Consider the following 18,211-nt stretch of genomic DNA (forward strand, 5'->3'; position numbering starts at 1 on the left):
TTCCTGCTCCTCGCGTCGCTTTCGCTAGACTCGATGGGCTGGCCTCTGTAGCTCAATGGAAGAGCTGCTCCGTCCTAAGGAGAAGGTTGGGGGTTCGAGTCCCTCCAGGGGCACCGACTGGCCAATTACCCTCGGCGGCGATCGTCGCCGACGCCGATTCATTCACTGCGCCGGGAGCGTGCCTTAGCCGTGCCGGGAGCCCGGCCCGCATCTCTTTCACGATCGCCGTGACCGCTGCCCTCCACCCATCTCGCCTCAACCCTTGCGCTTGGTCCGGCACCGCGCGAAACTAGTTCGGTACCGAACGAAAGGATGAGTCATGACATTCACGCGCATTGCTCTGATCACGGGGGCGAATCAGGGTGTCGGGTTCCAGGTGGCGAAGGAGCTCGTGGCCAATGGGGTGACGGTTCTCCTGGGCTCGCGTGACGCGGCCAAGGGGGCTGCTGCCGCTCAGGAGATCGGTGAGGGTGCCATCCCGATTCAGATCGACATCACGGACAGTGCCTCGATTCGTGCGGCCCGGGAGCGTATCGAGGGCGAGTTCGGTCGGCTCGATCTGCTCGTCAACAATGCGGGCATCTCGCGCGCGGTCCGGCCTGACGGGGACTTCCTCGAAGGGTACGCGGCGGCGAACAAGGCCAGCACGGCGTCGCTGGACGAGATCCGCACGGTGTGGGAGACGAACGTCTTCGGCACGCTCGCGGTCTACCAAGCGATGCTCCCGCTGCTGCGCAGGTCGTCGGATGCACGGATCGTCAACGTGTCGAGCGGTGTGGGGTCCCTCACCGCGAACGCCGACCCGAGCTACCCGTACCACTCGATGTTCGGCCCCGTGTATCCGGCGTCGAAGGCGGCGGAGAACGCCATCACACTGGCGATCATGGTCGAGCTCGAGGACACCGACATCAAGGTGAACCTGGTGTCGCCCGCATACACCGCCACGAACCTGAACGCATTCGCGGGCACCGAATCGGTGGAGGACGGGTCCCGCGAGGTGGTGCGCGTCTGCCTGCTCGGCCCGGATGGACCGAGCGGCACGTTCACCCGCTGGGAGAACCAGAGCATCCCGTGGTGACAGAGGAACCGGTGAACGCGACGACCGCCGAGAAGGACTCCCTCGGCACCTGGGCGAAACGCTACTACTACGCGAACCGACTGGCCGTCGAGACGCTCCTGAAAGCACATGGCATCGGCTCGACCCAGTGGCTGGTCCTCCGCCACCTCGCCCACGCCGGACCGACCGCGCAACGCGACCTCGGCCCCATCATCGATGCCGAGCGCGCGGCGCTCAGCGGCATCGTGTCGACCCTGGTGCGCAAAGGCTTCGTCGAGCAGACGATCTCCCCGGCGGACCAGAGACAACGCGAGCTCACCCTCACCCCGTCCGGACGCGGGCTGCTGGACGGACTACCGGACCCGTTCGCCGTGGTCCGCGGTGTCGCACTCGCCGGAATCGACCCCGCCGCCATCGACGCCGCGATCCAAGTGCTGGAACGCGCCATCGCCCAGGTACAGGCCCACGACTTCGGCCGGTCCTCACCGGAGCAGGGGCGCTGAGAACGGGCACTGACCGAGAGCGGGCGCTGATCGACAGCGGGCGCTGATCGAGAACAGGGTCTGAGGAAGACGTGCGGATGCCCGACCTCCCCACGCTCGCCTACTCGTCCGCCCGACACCGCACCACCTCCACGCCCGACCCGAACACCCGCCGCTCCACGACCTCCAGCCGCACCGTCTCCCGCAGCCCCGCGAGCAACGTCGGCCCGTGGCCCGCCACCATCGGCTGGACCACGAACACGTACTCGTCGATCAGTCTCATATCGGCCAGGGCGCGGGGGAGGGTCACGCCGCCCACGAACAGTCCGCTGCCCGCCTCCTCCTTGAGTCGCTCGACCGCGGTCCGCAGGTCGCCGCGCAGCAGGTCGGCGTTCCAGTCGACCTCGTCCAGGGTGCTCGACACGACGTGCTTCGGGGCCGTGTCGATGGTCTCGGCGAACGGACGCTGCCAGTCGGCCATCCACTCGGGCCAGGATCCGGACGGGGGCCGGCGCCAGGCGGATTGCATCATCTCGTAGGTCGTGCGGCCGAAGAGGAGGGCGTCGGCGCGGTGCAGCTCGGTGGTCCAGAACCGCATCGAGTCCTCGTCGGGCGGGAGGCCGGCCTCGTGGTGGACGCAGCCGTCGAGGGTGACGTTGATGGCGTAGCGAAGGGGTCGCATGGTCTCTTCCTCGAGGGTAGGCCGCCAGTGGGTGGCGGTCAGTCCTGTGGCGGGCGGCGCAGGCGTTTGACGTCCGTCCGGCGCTTCTTGGCGTCGAGGCGGCGCTCGCGGGCGCCGCGGGTCGGCTTCGTGGGGCGGCGCGTGGGGGCAGGCGGGCGGAGGGCGTCCGCGACCAGGGCGGCCAGGCGGAGGCGCGCGGCCTCCCGGTTGCGCAGCTGGGCGCGGTGCTCGGAGGCCGCGATGGTCAGAACCCCGTCCACCAGTCGGCCGGAGAGGCGGTCGAGGAGGCGGTCACGCTGGGTCGGCGACAACGCTGCGGATGCGGCGACGTCCCACACCAGCTCCGCGCGGGAGTCGGCGGTGTTCACGCCCTGGCCGCCGGGGCCGGAGGAGCGCGAGAAGCGCCAGGTGAGCTCGGACTCGGGGATGGTGAGTCCGGCGTCGACCCGGAGGCCAGGGCGGTGGGGAGGGGGCACGGGTCCATCATCCTCCTGGCTCGGCGGCGCGGTGGGCTACCATTTTGGAATGACCACCCCACCCGCGATCGACGACATCCCGATCGGCGGGGACGGCATCCGGCTGGGCCAGTTCCTGAAGTTCGCGGGCCTCCTGGACTCGGGGGGCAACGTCAAAGAGGCCATCATCGACGGGTATGTGACCGTGAACGGCGAGGTCGATCGGCGTCGCGGGCGGCAGCTGCAGGTGGGGGATGTCGTCACGTTCGAGGGGCGCAGCGTCCGCGTCTGCCCGTGATGAGCGTGACGAGAGCGACTGGAGCGCGTATCCCGTGAACATCACCCTGCTGACCCGGTTCGTCGCCGTCGCCGAAGAGCTGCACTTCCCGCGGGCGGCGAAGGCACTCAACATCCCGCTGGCGTCGCTCTACTCGTCGATCGCGAAGCTGGAGGACGAGGTGGGGTCGCCGCTGTTCGTGCGGGATGCCTCAGGAACCCGGCTGACGAACGCCGGCACGCTCTTCCTCGCGACGGCGAGGGCCGAGATCGCGGCGGCGCCCACGCCGGCGCCGAAGCCGGTGGTTCCGGCGGGCGGCAAGGCCAAGGCGTCCAAGGGCACGGGGCGGGCGCCGATCGTGAAGGGGCAGCCGAAGCCGTACAAGAAGCGCCAGGGACGGTAGTTTCAGCATCCCGCGACCGCGATGAAGGCCGAGCGGAGCCGTGCCCCCTTCCGCCGCGACTTAATTTAAGACCTTGACAAAGCCCCCTCCCGATCGCCATCCTGACCGTGCGACGGAACGACCAGACGTTCCGCACTGATCAAGGAGGATCGTGAAACGACATGTTCTGGCCGCGCTGGTGACAGCGGCGGCCGTGGCGGCGACAGCCGTCCTGCCCGTCACCGCGGCGAACGCCGCGGCCCTGACCGCGGCCGACTTCCTCAAAGCCAGCGGCAACGTCCTCAAGAAGGCCTCCGGCACCGGCGCGGCGATCAATCTGCGCGGCACGAACATCGGCGGCTGGCTCACCCAGGAGGACTGGATGTCGCCACTCGGCGAGTTCGCCGCCGACCGCACGGGCTGGACGGCCACGGCGTCCGCCGGGACCGCGGGCAACGCGCTCGACGGCTCGGGCACGAGTCGCTGGACCACGGGAGCGAACCAGGCGGGCGGGGAGTGGATCCGGCTCGACCTGGGCGCCAACACGCTCTTCAACCGGCTGACGGTCGACAACACCGCCAACGCGGGCCAGTGGCCGCGGATGCTCAACGTCGAGACGTCGACGAACGGGACCACCTGGACGAGCGTGGCGACGCAGGCGGGAACGGACGGGCTGACGACGGTGAAATTTAGCCCGCAGGTGGCGCGCTACGTGCGGGCCACGCAGACGGGCACGGCGGCGACGCCGTGGTCGGTGGGCGAGATCAACCTGTACAGCGACCCGGTGCTGTTCAACGGCACGCACACGGCGACGGCGTCGGTCAGCGCCGCCGGGACGAACGCCCAGATGGTGCTCGACGGCAACGTCTCCACCGTCTGGCAGACGGGTGCCGCGCAGACCCCCGGGCAGAGCGTCACCATCGACCTCGGGCGCAACGTGGACATGGACAAGGTGCTCTTCGACGCGGGAGCGGCGACGGCCAACGACTACCCGCGCATCTACGACGTGTTCACGTCGTACGACAACACGAACTGGACGCAGGTGGCGAGCGGGTACGGCTCCAACCGCGTCGTGCAGGCCGACTTCCAGGGCACGAAGAACGGGCGCTACCTGCGGATCGTGTCCAACGGGACGTCGTCGCAGTGGTGGTCCGTCGCCGAGGTTGCGATCTCGAGCGGGACGTCGGTCGACCGCGGCGGCTGGAGCGTGACGTCGACGGTGGGTGCGACACCCGCGAACATGCTCGACGGAAACACCGCCACGCGCTGGACGACCGGCGTCGCGCAGGCCGCAGGGCAGGCGGTGACCGTGGACATGGGCGCGCTCGTGACCCTGAACAACGTCACGACCGACACGGCCAAGAACACGACGGACGAGGACGACTGGGCCCGCGGCTACACGCTCGCCCTCTCGCGCGACGGCAGCACCTGGAGCACGGTCGCGACCGGCGTGGGCACCCGCAAGGCCAGCACCATCGGGTTCACCGCACAGGCCGCGCGCTACTTCCGGCTCACCCAGACGGGATCGGCGGGCAACTGGTGGTCGATCGGCGAGCTCACGGCCGGGCTGTACAACGACGACTACTCGCTCACGAACACGATGACCTCCCGGTTCGGCGCCACGACGACGGCCTCGGTCGTCGGCACGCACCAGGACACCTGGTTCACGAGCAGCGACCTCGACGCCATCCAGGCCTCCGGGATGAACTTCATCCGGGTGCCGATCGGCTGGAACGTCTTCCTCAACCTCGACGGAAGCTGGAAGTCGAACCCGTGGACGAAGATCGACTGGGTGGTCAGCCAGGCGGCGGCACGCGGGATCTACGTGCTGATCGACCTGCACACCGTCCCGGGTGGAGGCTGCCCGTGGGGCTCCTGCGGCCGGATCGGCCCGAACCCGAACGGCTTCTGGGGCAGCGCCACCTACCAGAACTGGGTCGAGGACATCTGGAAGAAGATCGCGACCCGCTATGTCGGCAACCCCGCCGTCGCCGGCTACGATCTCATCAACGAGCCGCTCATCGACTACGACGAGGATGCCGCCGACGTCGCCCAGAAGAGCGACTACTACAACCGCCTCTACACCGCCGTCCGCGCGATCGACGCCGACCACGCGATCTTCCTCGGCGCGTTCTTCGGCCTCGACAAGATCGCCCCGCCGTCGACCTACGGATGGACGAACGTGGTCTACGAGTACCACCCGTACGACATGCCGAACTCGAAGGACTGGACGGCGCAGAACCAGCTGGTGACGAACGAGCTCGGCGGCCTCGCGGCCAAGCTGTCCAACCCGGGCGTGCCGATCCTCTACGGCGAGTACTCCCTCTACTACAACGACGACGTGTGGGCGCGGTTCATGGCCGGGCTCAACGCCTCCCAGGTGTCGTGGTCGAACTGGTCGTACAAGGTCAAGGGATCGGCGGAGGACGGCTTCGCCTACTGGGGCATGTATTACGACGACCGGAAGCCCGTGCCGGTGATCAACAGTGACGACGCCGCGACCTTCCAGTCGAAGCTGGCGCAGTTCGGCACGGCGAACTTCACGCAGAACACGCGGTTCGTGGCGACGATCGCGAAGTACGCGGGAGGCCTCTCCACCTTCTCGCCCGCGGCGATCAGCCACAGCGGCTGGACCGCGACCGCCTCCACGACGGCCGCCGGCTCCTCCGCCGCGGCCGGGATCGACGGCGCCAACGGCACCTCGTGGCAGAGCGGGCAGGCGATGGCCGGAGGGGAGTGGTACCGCATCGACATGGGTGCCAACCGCACGGTGGCGATGGTCACCGTGCAGACGGCCAGCGGATCGAAGTGGGACTACCCGCGCGGCTTCGCGGTGGAGACGTCGGTCGACGGTTCCACCTGGTCGACCGCCGCCACCGGGATCGCGTACGGCTGGAAGCGGCCGATCTCGATCACGCCGACGACCGCCCGCTACATCCGGATCACCCAGACCGGGGTGGCTCCGCAGTGGTGGACGATCGACGAGGTGACCGTCTACTCGTCGTACTGAGCGGACACGCGCAGGGGGTCGCCTCGCCGGCGGCCCCCTGCGTCGCGTCCGCCCGACCTCGCGAGAGCCGGAAATCGCTCTTGCGTCGTCGGTTATCCATGCCTTAATCTAAGCCGTAGATAAAGGCGTCACGCACGTGCACCTCCCCCTGCACCTGCACACCCGAAAGGAAATCTCGATGAAGAGAATGCGCTGGCTCGCCCTGGGCACCGCCGCCCTGGCCGCCGCCACCCTCGCCGGATGCTCGTCCTCCGGATCCGGTGACGGCTCGGCCGCCGCCAAAGAGCTCACCGTCTGGGTCATGGGCGACAGCTCGACCCACTTCGACACCCTCGTGAAGCCGTTCGAGAAGAAGACCGGCATCGACGTCAAGACCGTCGCCATCCCGTGGGACAACGTCGACCAGAAGTTCACGACCGCCGTGGCCTCCGGAGGCGGCCCGGACGTGCTGCAGATCGGCCTCTCGAAGCTGCGCACGTACGCCGACAGCGGCGCCCTGCTCACCCTCGACGACGCGGCCCTCTCCGGCCACGACAACCTGGCGGCGTCCAACTTCGTCGACGGGGTCGCGGGAGACGCGACCGCCATCGGCGGCAAGGTCGTCTCCGTGCCGTGGGTGTCGGACACCCGCGTCCTCTTCTACCGCAGCGACATCCTGCAGAGCGCCGGGATCGACGCCCCGCCGGCGACCTGGGACGAGCTCCGTGCCGACGCCAAGACCCTCGCCGCCCGCGGGGACGGCTCGTACGGCTACTACATCCCGCAGTGGGACAGCGCCCTGCCCGTCATCATGACCTGGGACCAGGGCGGGGAGATCGTGGACTCGAAGGGCGCGATCGATTTCGACACCCCGGCGTTCGACAAGGCGGTCGATCTGTACACCGGCCTCTACGCCGACAAGAGCGTCCCGACGAACAGCGACTTCGACCAGACGCAGGGCTTCATCACCGGCACGACGCCGATGCTGGTGAGCGGCCCCTACCTCGCCGCCGCCATCTCGCAGGCCGCCCCCGAGCTCGCCGGAAAGTGGAGCGTGACCACCGTCCCCGCCGCTGAGAAGGACACGTCGCTGCTCGCCGGATCCAACCTCGGCATCTGGGGCTCCACCAAGAACAAGGAGGGTGCGCTGCAGCTGCTCGACTATCTCTCGCAGCCCGACGTGCAGGTGCAGTGGTACGAAGCGGACGGCCAGCTGCCCACCGCGAAGAAGGCCCTGGAGGACGAGAAGCTCGCCGCCGACCCGATGGTCGCCGTCTACACCAAGCAGCTCGCCTCCTCTCGCCTGCTCCCGCTCGTCCCCAACTGGGACGGCGAGACCGGCAAGGCGTTGCTCGACTCGCTCAACTCGATCGTGCTGACCGGGGCGAACCGGGACGACGCGCTGAAGACCCTGTTCACCACCACCGGCGGAACCTCCGCGAAATGAGACCACCGGCGGTGCGCGGTGGCGGAGGCCGCCGCGCATCGCCGGCCTCGAGGCCCATGAAGACCCGACTCGTCCCCTACACGTTCGTCGCCCCGGCGATGCTGCTGCTGATCGCGTTCGGCATCCTGCCCATCGCGGTCGCGCTGCTCGTCAGCTTCACCGACATGAACCTCGCCGGTCTCGGCGACTGGTCCCGCATCCGGTTCGTCGGCGGCGACAACTACTCCGCCCTGTTCGCCGACCCCGCCTTCTGGCAAGCGCTCGGCAACACGGCCCTCTTCGCCCTGGTCGGCGTGCCGAGCGTGATCGTGCTCTCGCTCGTGATCGCGCTCGCGCTGAACCGCTCGCAGGGGCGTTTCTTCCGCGCGCTGCGCTCCTTCTACTTCGTTCCGGCCATCACGGCGATCGTGGCGGTCGCTCTGGTGTGGGGCTACCTCTACAACACGCAGTTCGGTCTGTTCAACTACCTGCTCTCGACGGTCGGGCTCCCTCCCGTGCCGTGGCTCTCCGACCCGACGGTCGTGAAGTTCTCCGTCGTGCTGGTGGCCGTCTGGCGCGGGCTCGGGCTCAACGTGATCATCTTCCTCGCGGCCCTGCAGGGTGTGCCGAAGGAGTACCTGGAGGCGGCCGCGATCGACGGCGCGTCCGGCCTCCGGCGCACCGTCTCCATCGTCATCCCGCTCCTGCGGTTCGCGATCTTCTTCGTGACCATCACCACGGTGATCGCCTGGCTGCAGTTCTTCGACGAGCCGTTCGTGCTCACCAAGGGCGGACCGCTGGGCTCCTCGACCTCCATCGCGCTGTTCCTGTACCAGAAGGGCTTCTCGTCGAGCCAGTTCGGGTACGCCAGCGCCGGCTCGGTCGTCCTGGTCGCGATCATCGCCGTCATCACCGTCGTCCAGCTGCGCCTGAGGAGGGCCGATGTCGACTACTGAGCTGCTGTCCGCCGGGAGCCGGAGCCTCGCCGACGCCGAGGAGGACCGGGGCGGCCGCGATCGGCGACGCCGTCCCCGTCCGGGCTCCCGCCGCGGTCGGGCCGGAACGATCGTGATCGGCGCGCTGCTGGCCGTGGGCGCGCTCGCCACCGCGTTCCCCTTCCTCTGGATGGTGTTCGCGTCGGTCAAGCCGCGCAGCGAGTCGGTCGCGTACCCGCCGCAGCTGCTGCCGAAGCAGCCGACGTTCGAGTACTTCGTCCAGCTGTTCACCGAGCTCGACTTCGGCCGCTACCTGCTCAACACGCTCATCATCGTCGTCATCTGCATGCTGGGCCTCCTCCTGATGGCCGCGGCCGGGTACGGGTTCGCCAAGTTCCGCTTCCCCGGCCGGGACGCGCTGTTCTTCCTCGTGCTCGTCACGATGATGATCCCGGGCCAGGTCACGATGATCCCCAGCTACCTCATCCTCAACGGGATGAAGCTGACGAACACGCTGATCGGGATCGCGCTGCCCATGCTCGTCTCCGGCTTCGCCGTCTTCCTGTTCCGCCAGTTCATGGCGACCATCCCGACGGAGATCGTGGAGGCGGCGCGGATGGACGGCGCGGGGGAGTGGCGGATCTTCTTCCGCATCATCCTGCCGATGTCGGGCCCGATCCTCGCCGTGCAGGTGGTCCTGACCTTCATCGCCGGCTGGAACAGCTTCCTCTGGCCGCTCATCATCGCCAACGACCAGAGCCTGTACACACTGTCGGTCGGGCTCTCCCTGCTGAACCAGCAGATCGCCACCAACCCGTCCCTGCAGATGGCCGCGTCCACGCTGATGGTGGTGCCCATCCTGATCGTCTTCGTCATCTTCCAGCGCTACGTCGTGCAGGGGTTCGCCCTGTCCGGCCTCAAGTGAGCGACCCGAGACCCGTGAGGAACACCATGGACACTCCCTCCCGCCCCCGGCCCGGCGGCTTCGTGCGCGCCGACGGGACGCAGCTGATCGACGACCACGGACCGCTGCTGCTGCGCGGTGTCGGGCTCGGCAACTGGCTGCTCGCCGAGGGCTACATGTGGAGGTTCGGCGACGACATGTCGTCCCCGCGTCAGATCGAGCGCCGCATCGCCGGCCTCGTCGGCCGGGAGCGCGCCACCGCGTTCTGGCAGCGCTTCCGCGACGCGTTCGTCACCGAGCGGGACTTCGAGCTCATCGCGGCGCTGGGGTTCGACCACGTGCGCCTGCCGATCAACGCGCGCGGGGTGATGGACGACGACGGCCACGTCCTCGAGGAGGGCTTCGCACTGATCGAGCGCGCGGTCGGCTGGAGCGAGCGGCACGGGCTGCGCATCCTGCTCGACCTGCACGGCGCCCCGGGCGGGCAGACGGGGACGAACATCGACGACTCCCCGAACGGCATCCCGGAGCTGTTCATGTCGAGCCGCTACCGCGCGCAGACCGTCGAGCTCTGGCGCGAGCTGGCCCGGCGCTATCGCGACCGGGAGGCGGTGCTCGGCTACGACCTGCTCAACGAGCCGCTGCCGAACGAGTGGCAGCATCACTACAACGACGAGCTCGTCGACCTGTACCGGGAGCTGACGGCGGCGATCCGGGAGATCGACGACCGGCACCTGCTGATGTACGAGGGGAGCCACTGGGCCACCAACCCGGAGCCGGTGCGCGTACGCTACGACGACAACCAGGCGGTGCAGTTCCACCGCTACTGGTGCGCACCCGACGAGACGAGCATCGCCGACTTCCTGCAGCTGCGGCGCGACCTGGGCGTGCCGATCTACATGGGCGAGGGCGGCGAGAACACGCCGGGTTGGATCTACGGCGCCACGCGGCTCTACGAACGGCACGGGATCGGCTGGAACTTCTGGCCGTGGAAGAAGCTGGACACGCTGACCTCGCCGCTCTCGGTGACGGCGCCGGAGGGATGGGAGCTCATCGCCGATCCCGAGGCGCGTCCCGAGCCGGAGCGGGCGTGGAGCATCCTCGAGGCCTTCCTCGCGGGTGTCGCCGCCGACCGCTGCGAGGTCCGGACACCCGTGCTCGACGCTCTGTTCGCGCGGCCCGAGCTGCAGCTCCCGGCCTGGACAGGCGTGCGGGACTCCGCCGAGACGCCGATCGTGCAGCTCACCCCCGCGGAGGTCCCGGAGGGGATCTGGCACCACACCGCCGGGCGCCCGTACACCTCCGACGAGTACGTGCCGGTCGAGCTCGCGCCCGGGTCGCGCCTGACCTTCGGGTTCTCGTCGCGGCCGACCGCCTGGACGGTCGATGCCGACCTGCCGCACGCCGTGACCGCGGAGTGGGAGCGCGGGGCGCTGACGCTCGCGGCCGATGAGCGGGTGCTGGTGCGCCGCCTCGAGGTGAGCGTGTGACGGGCTATCGTCGAACCATGAGCGCACAGGCACGGTCGGCCGTCCCCGGCACGCGGGAGTCGGCCACCGTCACCTCCCTGCGTCAGCAGAACCGCGCGGCCGCGCTGCAGTTCGTGCTGCAGGAGCGCGAGACCACGCGCGCGGAGCTGGCGCGGCGCTGCGGGTTCTCCTCCGCGTCGGCGGCGAACATCACCGCCGAGCTCATCGAAGACGGCCTGATCGCCGAGGTCGGCTCGGTCGCCTCCCGCGGCGGGCGGCCGATCTCGCTCCTCGCTCCCCGCGCCGACGGCGCGTACGCGATCGGCGTCGACGTCGGCGAGCGGGGCGTGGCCGTGGAGCTGTTCGACCTCTCGCTCGCGATGGTCGACCGGGAGTTCCGCGGCGGCCGCCAGGAGGAGTCGCCGGACGACATCCACCGCGATCTGAAGGAGGCCGTGGCCGAGCTGCGCGAGCGCAACCGCGAACGCTGGCCGCGGGTCCTCGGCATCGGGCTGGGTCTGCCCGGAGTGGTGGAGACGGAGCCGGACGGCTCGCAGGTGCTCTACGCCCAGAGCCTCGGCTGGGACCCCCGCCCCATCCCGCTCGACCTGGACCCCGACCTCCCGGTGTTCGCGGAGAACGGCGCGAAGACCCAGGCCCGTGCCGAGCTCTGGTACGGCGCCGCGCGAGGCATCGAGCACGCCGTCGTGGCCCTCCTGGGCCGCGGGGTCGGCCTCGGCGTCATCAGCGACGGGGAGCTGGAGCACGGTGCCTTCAGCAGCGCGAGCGAGTGGGGGCACACCAAGATCCGCTACGGCGGGGAGCTCTGCCGCTGCGGCCAGCGCGGCTGCGTCGAGGCCTACCTCGGCGCCGACGCCATCCTGAACTCGTGGCGTGCGCACGGCGGCTCCTTCGACGGGAGCGGTTGGCAGGCCGTCGGCGCCCTCCTCGCGGCCGCAGACGCCGACCCGGACGCGGCCGAGGTCGTCGACGACGTCCTCGAAGCCCTCGGCGCCGCTCTCGGCAGCGTCGTCAACCTGACCAACCCCCAGCGGATCGTCGTCGGAGGCTGGGTCGGGATGCGGCTGATGGAGCACCACGCCGACCGGATCGCCGCCGCGATCCGCCGCAACTGCCTGGACCGGCTCGGCGACCAGTTCGAGCTCGTCCCCGCGACCTTCGGCGGCGACACCGTCGCCCTCGGGTCGGCGCTGATGCCGATCCGGGCGCTGATCGAGACACCCCGGGCGGAGCTGTTCGCGGTCTGATCGATCGTCTCCGCGACCTACCCCCGCACGATCCGACCCAGCGTCCGCGCGTAGTCCTCCTTGATGATGTCGAGGTGCGCCCACGTCTCCACCGCGCCGACCTCCGGCAGGGCCCGCAGGTCCTCGATCACCTCGAGCACCCCGACGCGGGTCGTGCCGACGATCGTCGCGATGACGTCGTAGGCTCCGTGGGCGTCGGCGGCGAGGTCGACCGCGGTCGCGTCGACGAGATAGCGGTGCACCGGGTCCGCCGAGCCGCGCAGGGCGATGCCGACGCCGACGGCGACGCGGTTGCGGGAGAGGCCGCCGGCGTCGATGGCGGCGATGCGGATGACGCCGGCGTCGAGGAGGCGCCTGACCCGGGCACGCGCGGACGACGGGGAGAGCCGCACGCGGTCGGCCAGGGCGCGGTAGCTGGCGCGGCCGTCGTCCTGCAGTACGGCGATGAGGTCGTGGTCGAGGCGGTCCAGCTTCACGGAGGTGACGGTGGCGGCGGTGATGAACTCCTTGAGGAGGGCGTCGTAGGTGCTGACGCGGAGGCCGCGCACGCCGGGAATGTTGCGGATGGCCGTGAGGGTGGCGTGCAACTCGTCGGTGTCGCCGTGACGGGACTCGAAGACGATGGGGGAGGAGCCGCCGACCAGGGACACGAAGACGGTGTCGGGGAGGTCGGCGATGCGCTCGGCGACGGGCCGGGCGCGACCGTCGACGGCGACGAGGCCGTGGATGAGGACGTTGAGGCCGGCGAAGCCGGGATCGAGGGCGGCGACGACGCGCAGACCGTCCCGCCCGATCAGCGTGCCGAGGCGGCGGGAGACGAGGTCGCGGGAGACGCCGAGGGTGCGGGCGAGCTCGTGGATGCTGGCACGGCCGTCGGCCTGCAGCGCACGGAAGAGGCTGCTGTCGAGGGCGTCGGTGTCGCGGTCGGGGGCGGCGCGTTCGGGGCGGGCGGGCACATCCGCAGAATACCCGGAAACGCATCCGTTCGGCTGCAAAAGAATCGCATGGCACGCATCATGCTGCCGAATCGCGCGCGAATTGGCGCGATAACCCCGCAGAAGAGCGGAACCGTCCCACTCTCGACGCGGAACTGCGCTTGCGCATCCCGGCCGACGGGATGAGACTTCACGACGAAACGCGCACGACAATCGAATTTCGGCAGTACGAGCAAAGGAGCTTTGTGTGTCTGCAATCGCGACGCAACCCCCCGGGCACGCCCGTGCGTTGAAGGCCGGCCTCGCCTCGGTGGTCGGCACGACCATCGAGTGGTACGACTTCTACGTCTACGCCACGGCCGCCGCCATCGTCTTCCCCCAGGTGTTCTTCCCCGAGGTCAACCACGCGCTCGGCACGCTGGCATCGTTCGGCACCTACGCGGTGGCGTACTTCATGCGGCCGCTGGGCGGCATCATCTTCGGCCACATCGGCGACAAGCTCGGCCGCAAGCGCGCGCTGACGATCACGCTCTTCATCATGGGCGTGGCGACGGTGCTGGTCGGCTGCCTGCCCGGCTACAACACGATCGGGATCGTCGCGCCCGTCCTGCTCATCGTGCTCCGCATCGCGCAGGGCCTCGCGGTCGGCGGCGAGTGGGGAGGCGCGAGCCTCATGTCGGTGGAGAGCGCACCGCCGAAGTTCAAGAACTTCTACGGCGGCTTCACCCAGCTGGGCAACCCGCTCGGCGCGCTGCTCGCCTCCGGCGCGTTCTGGATCCTCGCGGGAATGGGCGACGACGTGCTGCTGACCTGGGGCTGGCGCATCCCGTTCCTGTTCAGCATCGTGCTGATCGGCGTGGGCATCTGGGTGCGCTACCGCGTGGAGGAGACGCCGGTCTTCGAGGAGAAGATCGAGGGCCACACGCAGTCCACCCCGATCCTGTTCGCGCTGCGCAACAACTGGCTGGCCATCCTGCTCGGCTTCTGCATCATCGCGATGTCGTCGGGCGGCTATGTGATCGCGACGGTCTTCGTGCAGAACTTCGCCACGAGCCCGGAGGTCGGCCTGGACGCGAGCGTCATCCTCGGCGCCATGACGGTCGCCTCGTTCATCGAGGCGCTGGTCACTCTGCCGCTGGCGCTGCTCGGCGACAAGTGGGGAGGCAAGCGCGTCATCATCCTCGGATCGCTGCTGTCGTTCGTGGCCGTGATCCCGCTGGTGCTCGTCATCCAGAACCACCAGGTGACGCTCATCTACATCTTCGTCAGCGTCATCCGCATCACCCTGAGCGGTGCGTGGGCCCCGCTCTCGACAGTCATGACGCAGATGTTCCGCCCGCAGGCGCGCTACACATCGATGTCGCTCTCGTACGGGATCGGCGCCGCGGTCTGGGGCGGCCTGTCGCCCGCCATCGCGACCGGCCTGATCGCCGTGACCGGCACATTCTGGTCCGCCATCTGGTTCTTCGGCGCTCTCGCGCTGATCGCCGTCGTCGGCACCTGGTTCGCGCCGCAGCACTCCGACTCCGCACCGGCGACGGGATCCTTCACCCCGCGCCTGGACACGACCGCCATCAAGACCACGAGGATCTGACCCATGCGACACCTGGCAACGTTCGACGACCGCGACTCGGCTCCCACCATCGTGACGGCCGACGTGATCCTGACCGTCGACGACGACACCCCGCGCGCGGAGGCGATGCTCACCGCGGGCGGTCGCATCCTCGCCGTGGGGACGCTCGCCGAGGTCGAGGCGGCGGCGGACGCTGCCGGTGTCGCACCGGTCCGCGCGGACTTCCCCGGCGCGACGATCGTGCCCGGCTTCATCGACGCGCACGCGCACCCGCTGATGTACGGGCAGCTGCTCACGTGGGTGGACGTCAGCCCGGCCAAGGCGGCGTCCATCCCCGAGATCGTGGAGCTGATGCGGGAGGGCGCGCGCCGGCTGCCGGCCGGCGTCCCACTCCGCGGCTACGGCTACGAGCAGCGCAACCTTCAGGAGCGGCGCCACCCCACGAAGGAGGAGCTGGACCGGGTCGCCACCGACCGCGAGGTCTACATCATGAACGCCTCCGGCCACGGCGGCGTCGTGAATACCTTCACGCTGCAGAAGTACGGCATCACGAGGGACACGCCCAACCCCGAGGGCGGCGAGTTCTTCCGCGATGCGGACGGCGAGCTGACCGGCGAGCTGTCCGACGCGGCCTGCAACGTGCTCACCGGGCTGCACGGAGTGAAGATCGGCCACCACGGCCCCAACTTCCACCTCGGCGACGAGCCGGCGGAGCACCAGCGCCAGCTCGACATCGCCCAGCGCGAGTTCCTCTCCTCCGGGGTCACGGCCCTCGGCGACGCGCAGGTGTCGAAGCGCGAGCTGTCCGCCTACCTGGCGATGGCCGACCGCGGCGAGCTCTCCGTGCGCGTCTCGATGTACTTCCTCTCCCATCTGCTCGACCAGGTGGTGGAACTCGGACTCACCGGGCCGTTCGGCAACGCATTCCTGTCCGTCGCGGGCATCAAACTCTACGCGGACGGCACGCTCGGGGGATGGACGGCGTACTTCCCCGAAGGCTACATCGGCGACCCGTGCCGCACCGGGCAGCTCTACCACGAGCCCGCCGAGTACGCGGGACTCGTCGCCCGGGCGCACGCGGCCGGGCTGCAGACCGCGACGCACGCGCAGTCGCCGACAGCCATCGCGATGGTCGTGGATGCCGTGGAACAGGCGCTGACCGAGCGCCCCGACCCCGACGCCCGCCACCGCATCGAGCACTGCGGCCTCCCGGACCCGAAGGAGATCGCCCGGATGGCGCGCCTCGGCATCCGTCCGGTCAATCAGACCCAGCATTACTACAACTGGGGCGAGGGGGTGGAGCAGGCCATCGGCACGCCCGGGGAGCGGTTCAACCCGCTCGGCGAGTTCATCGAGGCCGGCGTGCCGGTGACGATCTCGTCGGACGCCCCGGTCGCCGAGCCGCGCCCGCTGGAGGCGATCCAGGCCGCCGTGACCCGGGTCACCCGCCGCGGCCATAAGCTCGGCCCCGACTCGCTGCGGATCAGCGCGGAGCAGGCCCTGCGCGGCCACACCCTGGAGGGAGCGATCACGCTCGGCCGCGAGAACGAGCTCGGCTCGCTCACGGCCGGCAAGCGCGCCGACTTCGTGGTCCTGGGGGCGAACCCGCTCACGGCGGCGGCGGACACGATCGCGGACATCCCGGTGCGCGCCACGTGGGTGGACGGCACGCCTCGCTACGACGCCGACGGCCGCTGAGACGGTTCGGGAGGGACGGAACGGAATGGAGACGACGAGCGTGGAGACGCAGCCCCGACGCACGACCGGGTGGGTGCTCATCGAAACCCTCCGCAACTACGGCGTGGACACGGTGTTCGGCATCCCCGGCACCCACAACCTCGAGTTCTACCGGCCGCTGGCCGCGTTGGGCGTGCATCCCGTGACCGCGCGTCACGAGCAGGGCGCCGGATACGCGGCCGACGGGTGGTCGCTCCAGACCGGCAAGCCGGGCGTCGTGATCACCACGAGCGGCCCCGGCCTGCTCAACGCGCTCTCGGCAGCGGGCACCGCGTACTGCGAGTCGCGGCCCATGATCCTCCTCTCGCCCGGCCCGGCGCGCGGCCGCGAGTTCGCGGACGTGGGCACCCTGCACGAGACCAAGGACCAACTGGGCGCGGCGTCGGCGATCGTCGAGTGGGGCCGTCGCGTGCAGTCCGTCGAGGAGGCCGTCGCGGCCGTCCACGACGCGTTCGCGCTGTTCCGCACCGGTCGCCCGCGTCCGGTCTACATCGAGGTGCCGCTCGACCTCCTCGAGGAGGAGACCGGCCTCGACGGCGACGCGCTCACGGCGCGGGAGTCCGCCCCCGTGGCCGCACCGGATGCCGCGGCGGTCGCGGAGGCGGCGCGTCTGCTGGCGGGCGCGAACGATCCCGTCATCCTCGCGGGAGGCGGCTCGCGCGGCGCTGCGGACGAGCTCCGCGCGCTCGCCGAGCGCCTGAACGCGCCGGTCGTCACGACCCTCAACGCCAAGGGCGTGCTCGACGAGCGCCACCCGCTGTCGCTCGGCTCCAACCTCCGCCTGGCGGCGGCACGCAACCGTGCGCGGGACGCCGATGTGCTCCTCGTCGTCGGGTCCAAGCTCGGCGAGGCCGAGCTGTGGGTGGAGGCGCTGGAGGCCCGCGGGCAGGTCATCCGCGTCGACCTCGTCGCCGCGCAGCTCGACAAGAACCAGCCGGCGGAGGTGCGGATCGTCGCGGACGCGGCCGCCGCGCTCGCCGCGATCGGCCGGCGGCTGGAGTCGCAGGAGGAGGACTCGCACACGCCGGCCTCGTCCGCGCTCCGCGACCCGCGGGTGGCCGAGACGCTGGCGGCCGTCGCCGCGGAGTGCGCCGAGCTCTCCGCGGTGAACACCGCCCTCGCCGACGCCATCGTCGCCGCCCTGCCGGACGATGCCATCGTGACCACCGACTCGTCGCAGATCGCCTATTGGGGCCTCCTGAACCGGCTGCGGGTCGCGACGCCGGACTCGACGCCGTACATGGCCACCTACGCCACGCTCGGCTACGGCCTGCCCGCCGCGATCGGCGCCCGCGTCGCGCGGCCCGACCGGCCGGTCTTCGCGGTGGTCGGCGACGGTGCGCTGATGTTCTCGCTGCAGGAGTTCATGACCGTGGTGGAGCAGCGGCTCGACGTCACCGTGATCGTCGTCGACAACGGCGGGTACGCCGAGATCAAGCAGAACGAGGCGGATGCGGGCATCGCTCCCGTCGGCGTCGATCTGGCGCAGCCCGACTGGGCGGCGCTCGCCGACGCGTTCGGCGGCACCGGGCGCCGCGTGGCGTCCGCCGCCCAGCTGGCCGATGCCGTCGCCGCAGCGGGCGCGGCGGGCGGGCTGCAGGTCGTCCACCTCCCGCAGCACACGTTCACGAGGTAGGAGA

At 70.1% G+C, this 18,211-nt stretch carries 16 protein-coding genes and 1 tRNA gene; 14 read left to right on the forward strand and 3 right to left on the reverse strand.

The annotated features are described in order from the left end of the window. Positions 1-41 precede the first annotated feature (41 nt). From LLS1_RS10275 to LLS1_RS10285, 3 genes are all read left to right on the forward strand, one after another. Positions 42-113, forward strand: a tRNA-Arg gene (locus LLS1_RS10275). A gap of 206 nt (positions 114-319) precedes the next feature. Further along, complete coding sequence (locus LLS1_RS10280; RefSeq protein ID WP_226655273.1) at positions 320-1,078, forward strand: SDR family NAD(P)-dependent oxidoreductase; 759 nt, start codon at positions 320-322, stop codon at positions 1,076-1,078. Further along, complete coding sequence (locus LLS1_RS10285; protein WP_226655275.1) at positions 1,075-1,560, forward strand: MarR family winged helix-turn-helix transcriptional regulator; 486 nt, start codon at positions 1,075-1,077, stop codon at positions 1,558-1,560. Before LLS1_RS10280 ends, LLS1_RS10285 begins: the two co-directional genes overlap by 4 nt. A 100-nt stretch (positions 1,561-1,660) precedes the next feature. Here the strand turns inward: LLS1_RS10285 and LLS1_RS10290 are convergent, their stop codons facing one another. Together LLS1_RS10290 and arfB are read right to left on the reverse strand one after the other, a co-directional pair. Next, positions 1,661-2,221 (reverse strand): dihydrofolate reductase family protein, encoded by a 561-nt coding sequence (locus LLS1_RS10290; protein WP_226655276.1) that lies wholly within the window; start codon positions 2,219-2,221, stop codon positions 1,661-1,663. A 38-nt stretch (positions 2,222-2,259) separates the two neighbouring features. Beyond that, positions 2,260-2,697 carry an alternative ribosome rescue aminoacyl-tRNA hydrolase ArfB gene (gene arfB, locus LLS1_RS10295; protein ID WP_226655277.1) on the reverse strand — a complete coding sequence of 146 codons (438 nt, stop codon included), beginning with the start codon at positions 2,695-2,697 and terminating at the stop codon, positions 2,260-2,262. A 49-nt stretch (positions 2,698-2,746) separates the two neighbouring features. Between arfB and LLS1_RS10300 the strand changes: the two genes are divergently transcribed. From LLS1_RS10300 to LLS1_RS10335, 8 genes are all read left to right on the forward strand, one after another. Continuing rightward, on the forward strand, positions 2,747-2,974 hold the full coding sequence (locus tag LLS1_RS10300) for an RNA-binding S4 domain-containing protein (protein WP_226655282.1): 228 nt from the start codon (positions 2,747-2,749) through the stop codon (positions 2,972-2,974). A 34-nt stretch (positions 2,975-3,008) separates the two neighbouring features. Continuing rightward, the gene (locus LLS1_RS10305) at positions 3,009-3,356 is read left to right on the forward strand and encodes a LysR family transcriptional regulator (RefSeq protein ID WP_226655284.1); all 348 of its coding nucleotides are present in this window, start codon (positions 3,009-3,011) and stop codon (positions 3,354-3,356) included. Positions 3,357-3,507: 151 nt separating this feature from the next. Next, entirely contained in the window at positions 3,508-6,345 is a 2,838-nt protein-coding gene (locus LLS1_RS10310; RefSeq protein WP_226655286.1) for a discoidin domain-containing protein, read from the forward strand. A 178-nt stretch (positions 6,346-6,523) separates the two neighbouring features. Beyond that, positions 6,524-7,771, forward strand: coding sequence for an extracellular solute-binding protein (locus tag LLS1_RS10315; protein WP_226655289.1), 1,248 nt, complete (start codon positions 6,524-6,526; stop codon positions 7,769-7,771). 56 nt (positions 7,772-7,827) lie between these two features. Further along, entirely contained in the window at positions 7,828-8,706 is an 879-nt protein-coding gene (locus LLS1_RS10320; RefSeq protein ID WP_226655291.1) for a carbohydrate ABC transporter permease, read from the forward strand. Beyond that, positions 8,693-9,610: a carbohydrate ABC transporter permease gene (locus tag LLS1_RS10325; protein WP_226655292.1), complete on the forward strand. Its 918-nt coding sequence runs from the start codon at positions 8,693-8,695 to the stop codon at positions 9,608-9,610. The genes LLS1_RS10320 and LLS1_RS10325 overlap by 14 nt, the downstream gene beginning before the upstream one ends. 26 nt (positions 9,611-9,636) lie before the next feature. Further along, positions 9,637-11,079, forward strand: coding sequence for a glycoside hydrolase family 5 protein (locus LLS1_RS10330; protein WP_226655294.1), 1,443 nt, complete (start codon positions 9,637-9,639; stop codon positions 11,077-11,079). A 17-nt stretch (positions 11,080-11,096) separates the two neighbouring features. Further along, a complete protein-coding gene (locus LLS1_RS10335) occupies positions 11,097-12,326 on the forward strand; it encodes an ROK family protein (RefSeq protein WP_226655296.1) in 1,230 nt (409 codons plus the stop codon). A 17-nt stretch (positions 12,327-12,343) separates the two neighbouring features. On the opposite strand, the gene LLS1_RS10340 is transcribed toward LLS1_RS10335, so the two are convergent. Next, positions 12,344-13,282, reverse strand: a complete 939-nt coding sequence (locus LLS1_RS10340) for an Lrp/AsnC family transcriptional regulator (protein ID WP_226655298.1) — start codon at positions 13,280-13,282, stop codon at positions 12,344-12,346. Between the two features lie 226 nt (positions 13,283-13,508). On the opposite strand from LLS1_RS10340, the gene LLS1_RS10345 reads away from it, so the two are divergent. Genes LLS1_RS10345 through LLS1_RS10355 form a run of 3 tightly spaced genes read left to right on the forward strand, consistent with a single transcriptional unit; the run spans position 13,509 to position 18,207 of the window. Beyond that, positions 13,509-14,855: an MFS transporter gene (locus LLS1_RS10345; RefSeq protein WP_223357646.1), complete on the forward strand. Its 1,347-nt coding sequence runs from the start codon at positions 13,509-13,511 to the stop codon at positions 14,853-14,855. Between the two features lie 3 nt (positions 14,856-14,858). Further along, positions 14,859-16,532, forward strand: a complete 1,674-nt coding sequence (locus LLS1_RS10350; protein WP_226655300.1) for an amidohydrolase — start codon at positions 14,859-14,861, stop codon at positions 16,530-16,532. Between the two features lie 25 nt (positions 16,533-16,557). Further along, positions 16,558-18,207 carry a thiamine pyrophosphate-binding protein gene (locus LLS1_RS10355; protein WP_226655302.1) on the forward strand — a complete coding sequence of 550 codons (1,650 nt, stop codon included), beginning with the start codon at positions 16,558-16,560 and terminating at the stop codon, positions 18,205-18,207. Positions 18,208-18,211: the final 4 nt, after the last annotated feature.

This window comes from Leifsonia sp. LS1 (assembly GCF_020521355.1).
Classification (GTDB): Bacteria; Actinomycetota; Actinomycetes; order Actinomycetales; family Microbacteriaceae; genus Leifsonia.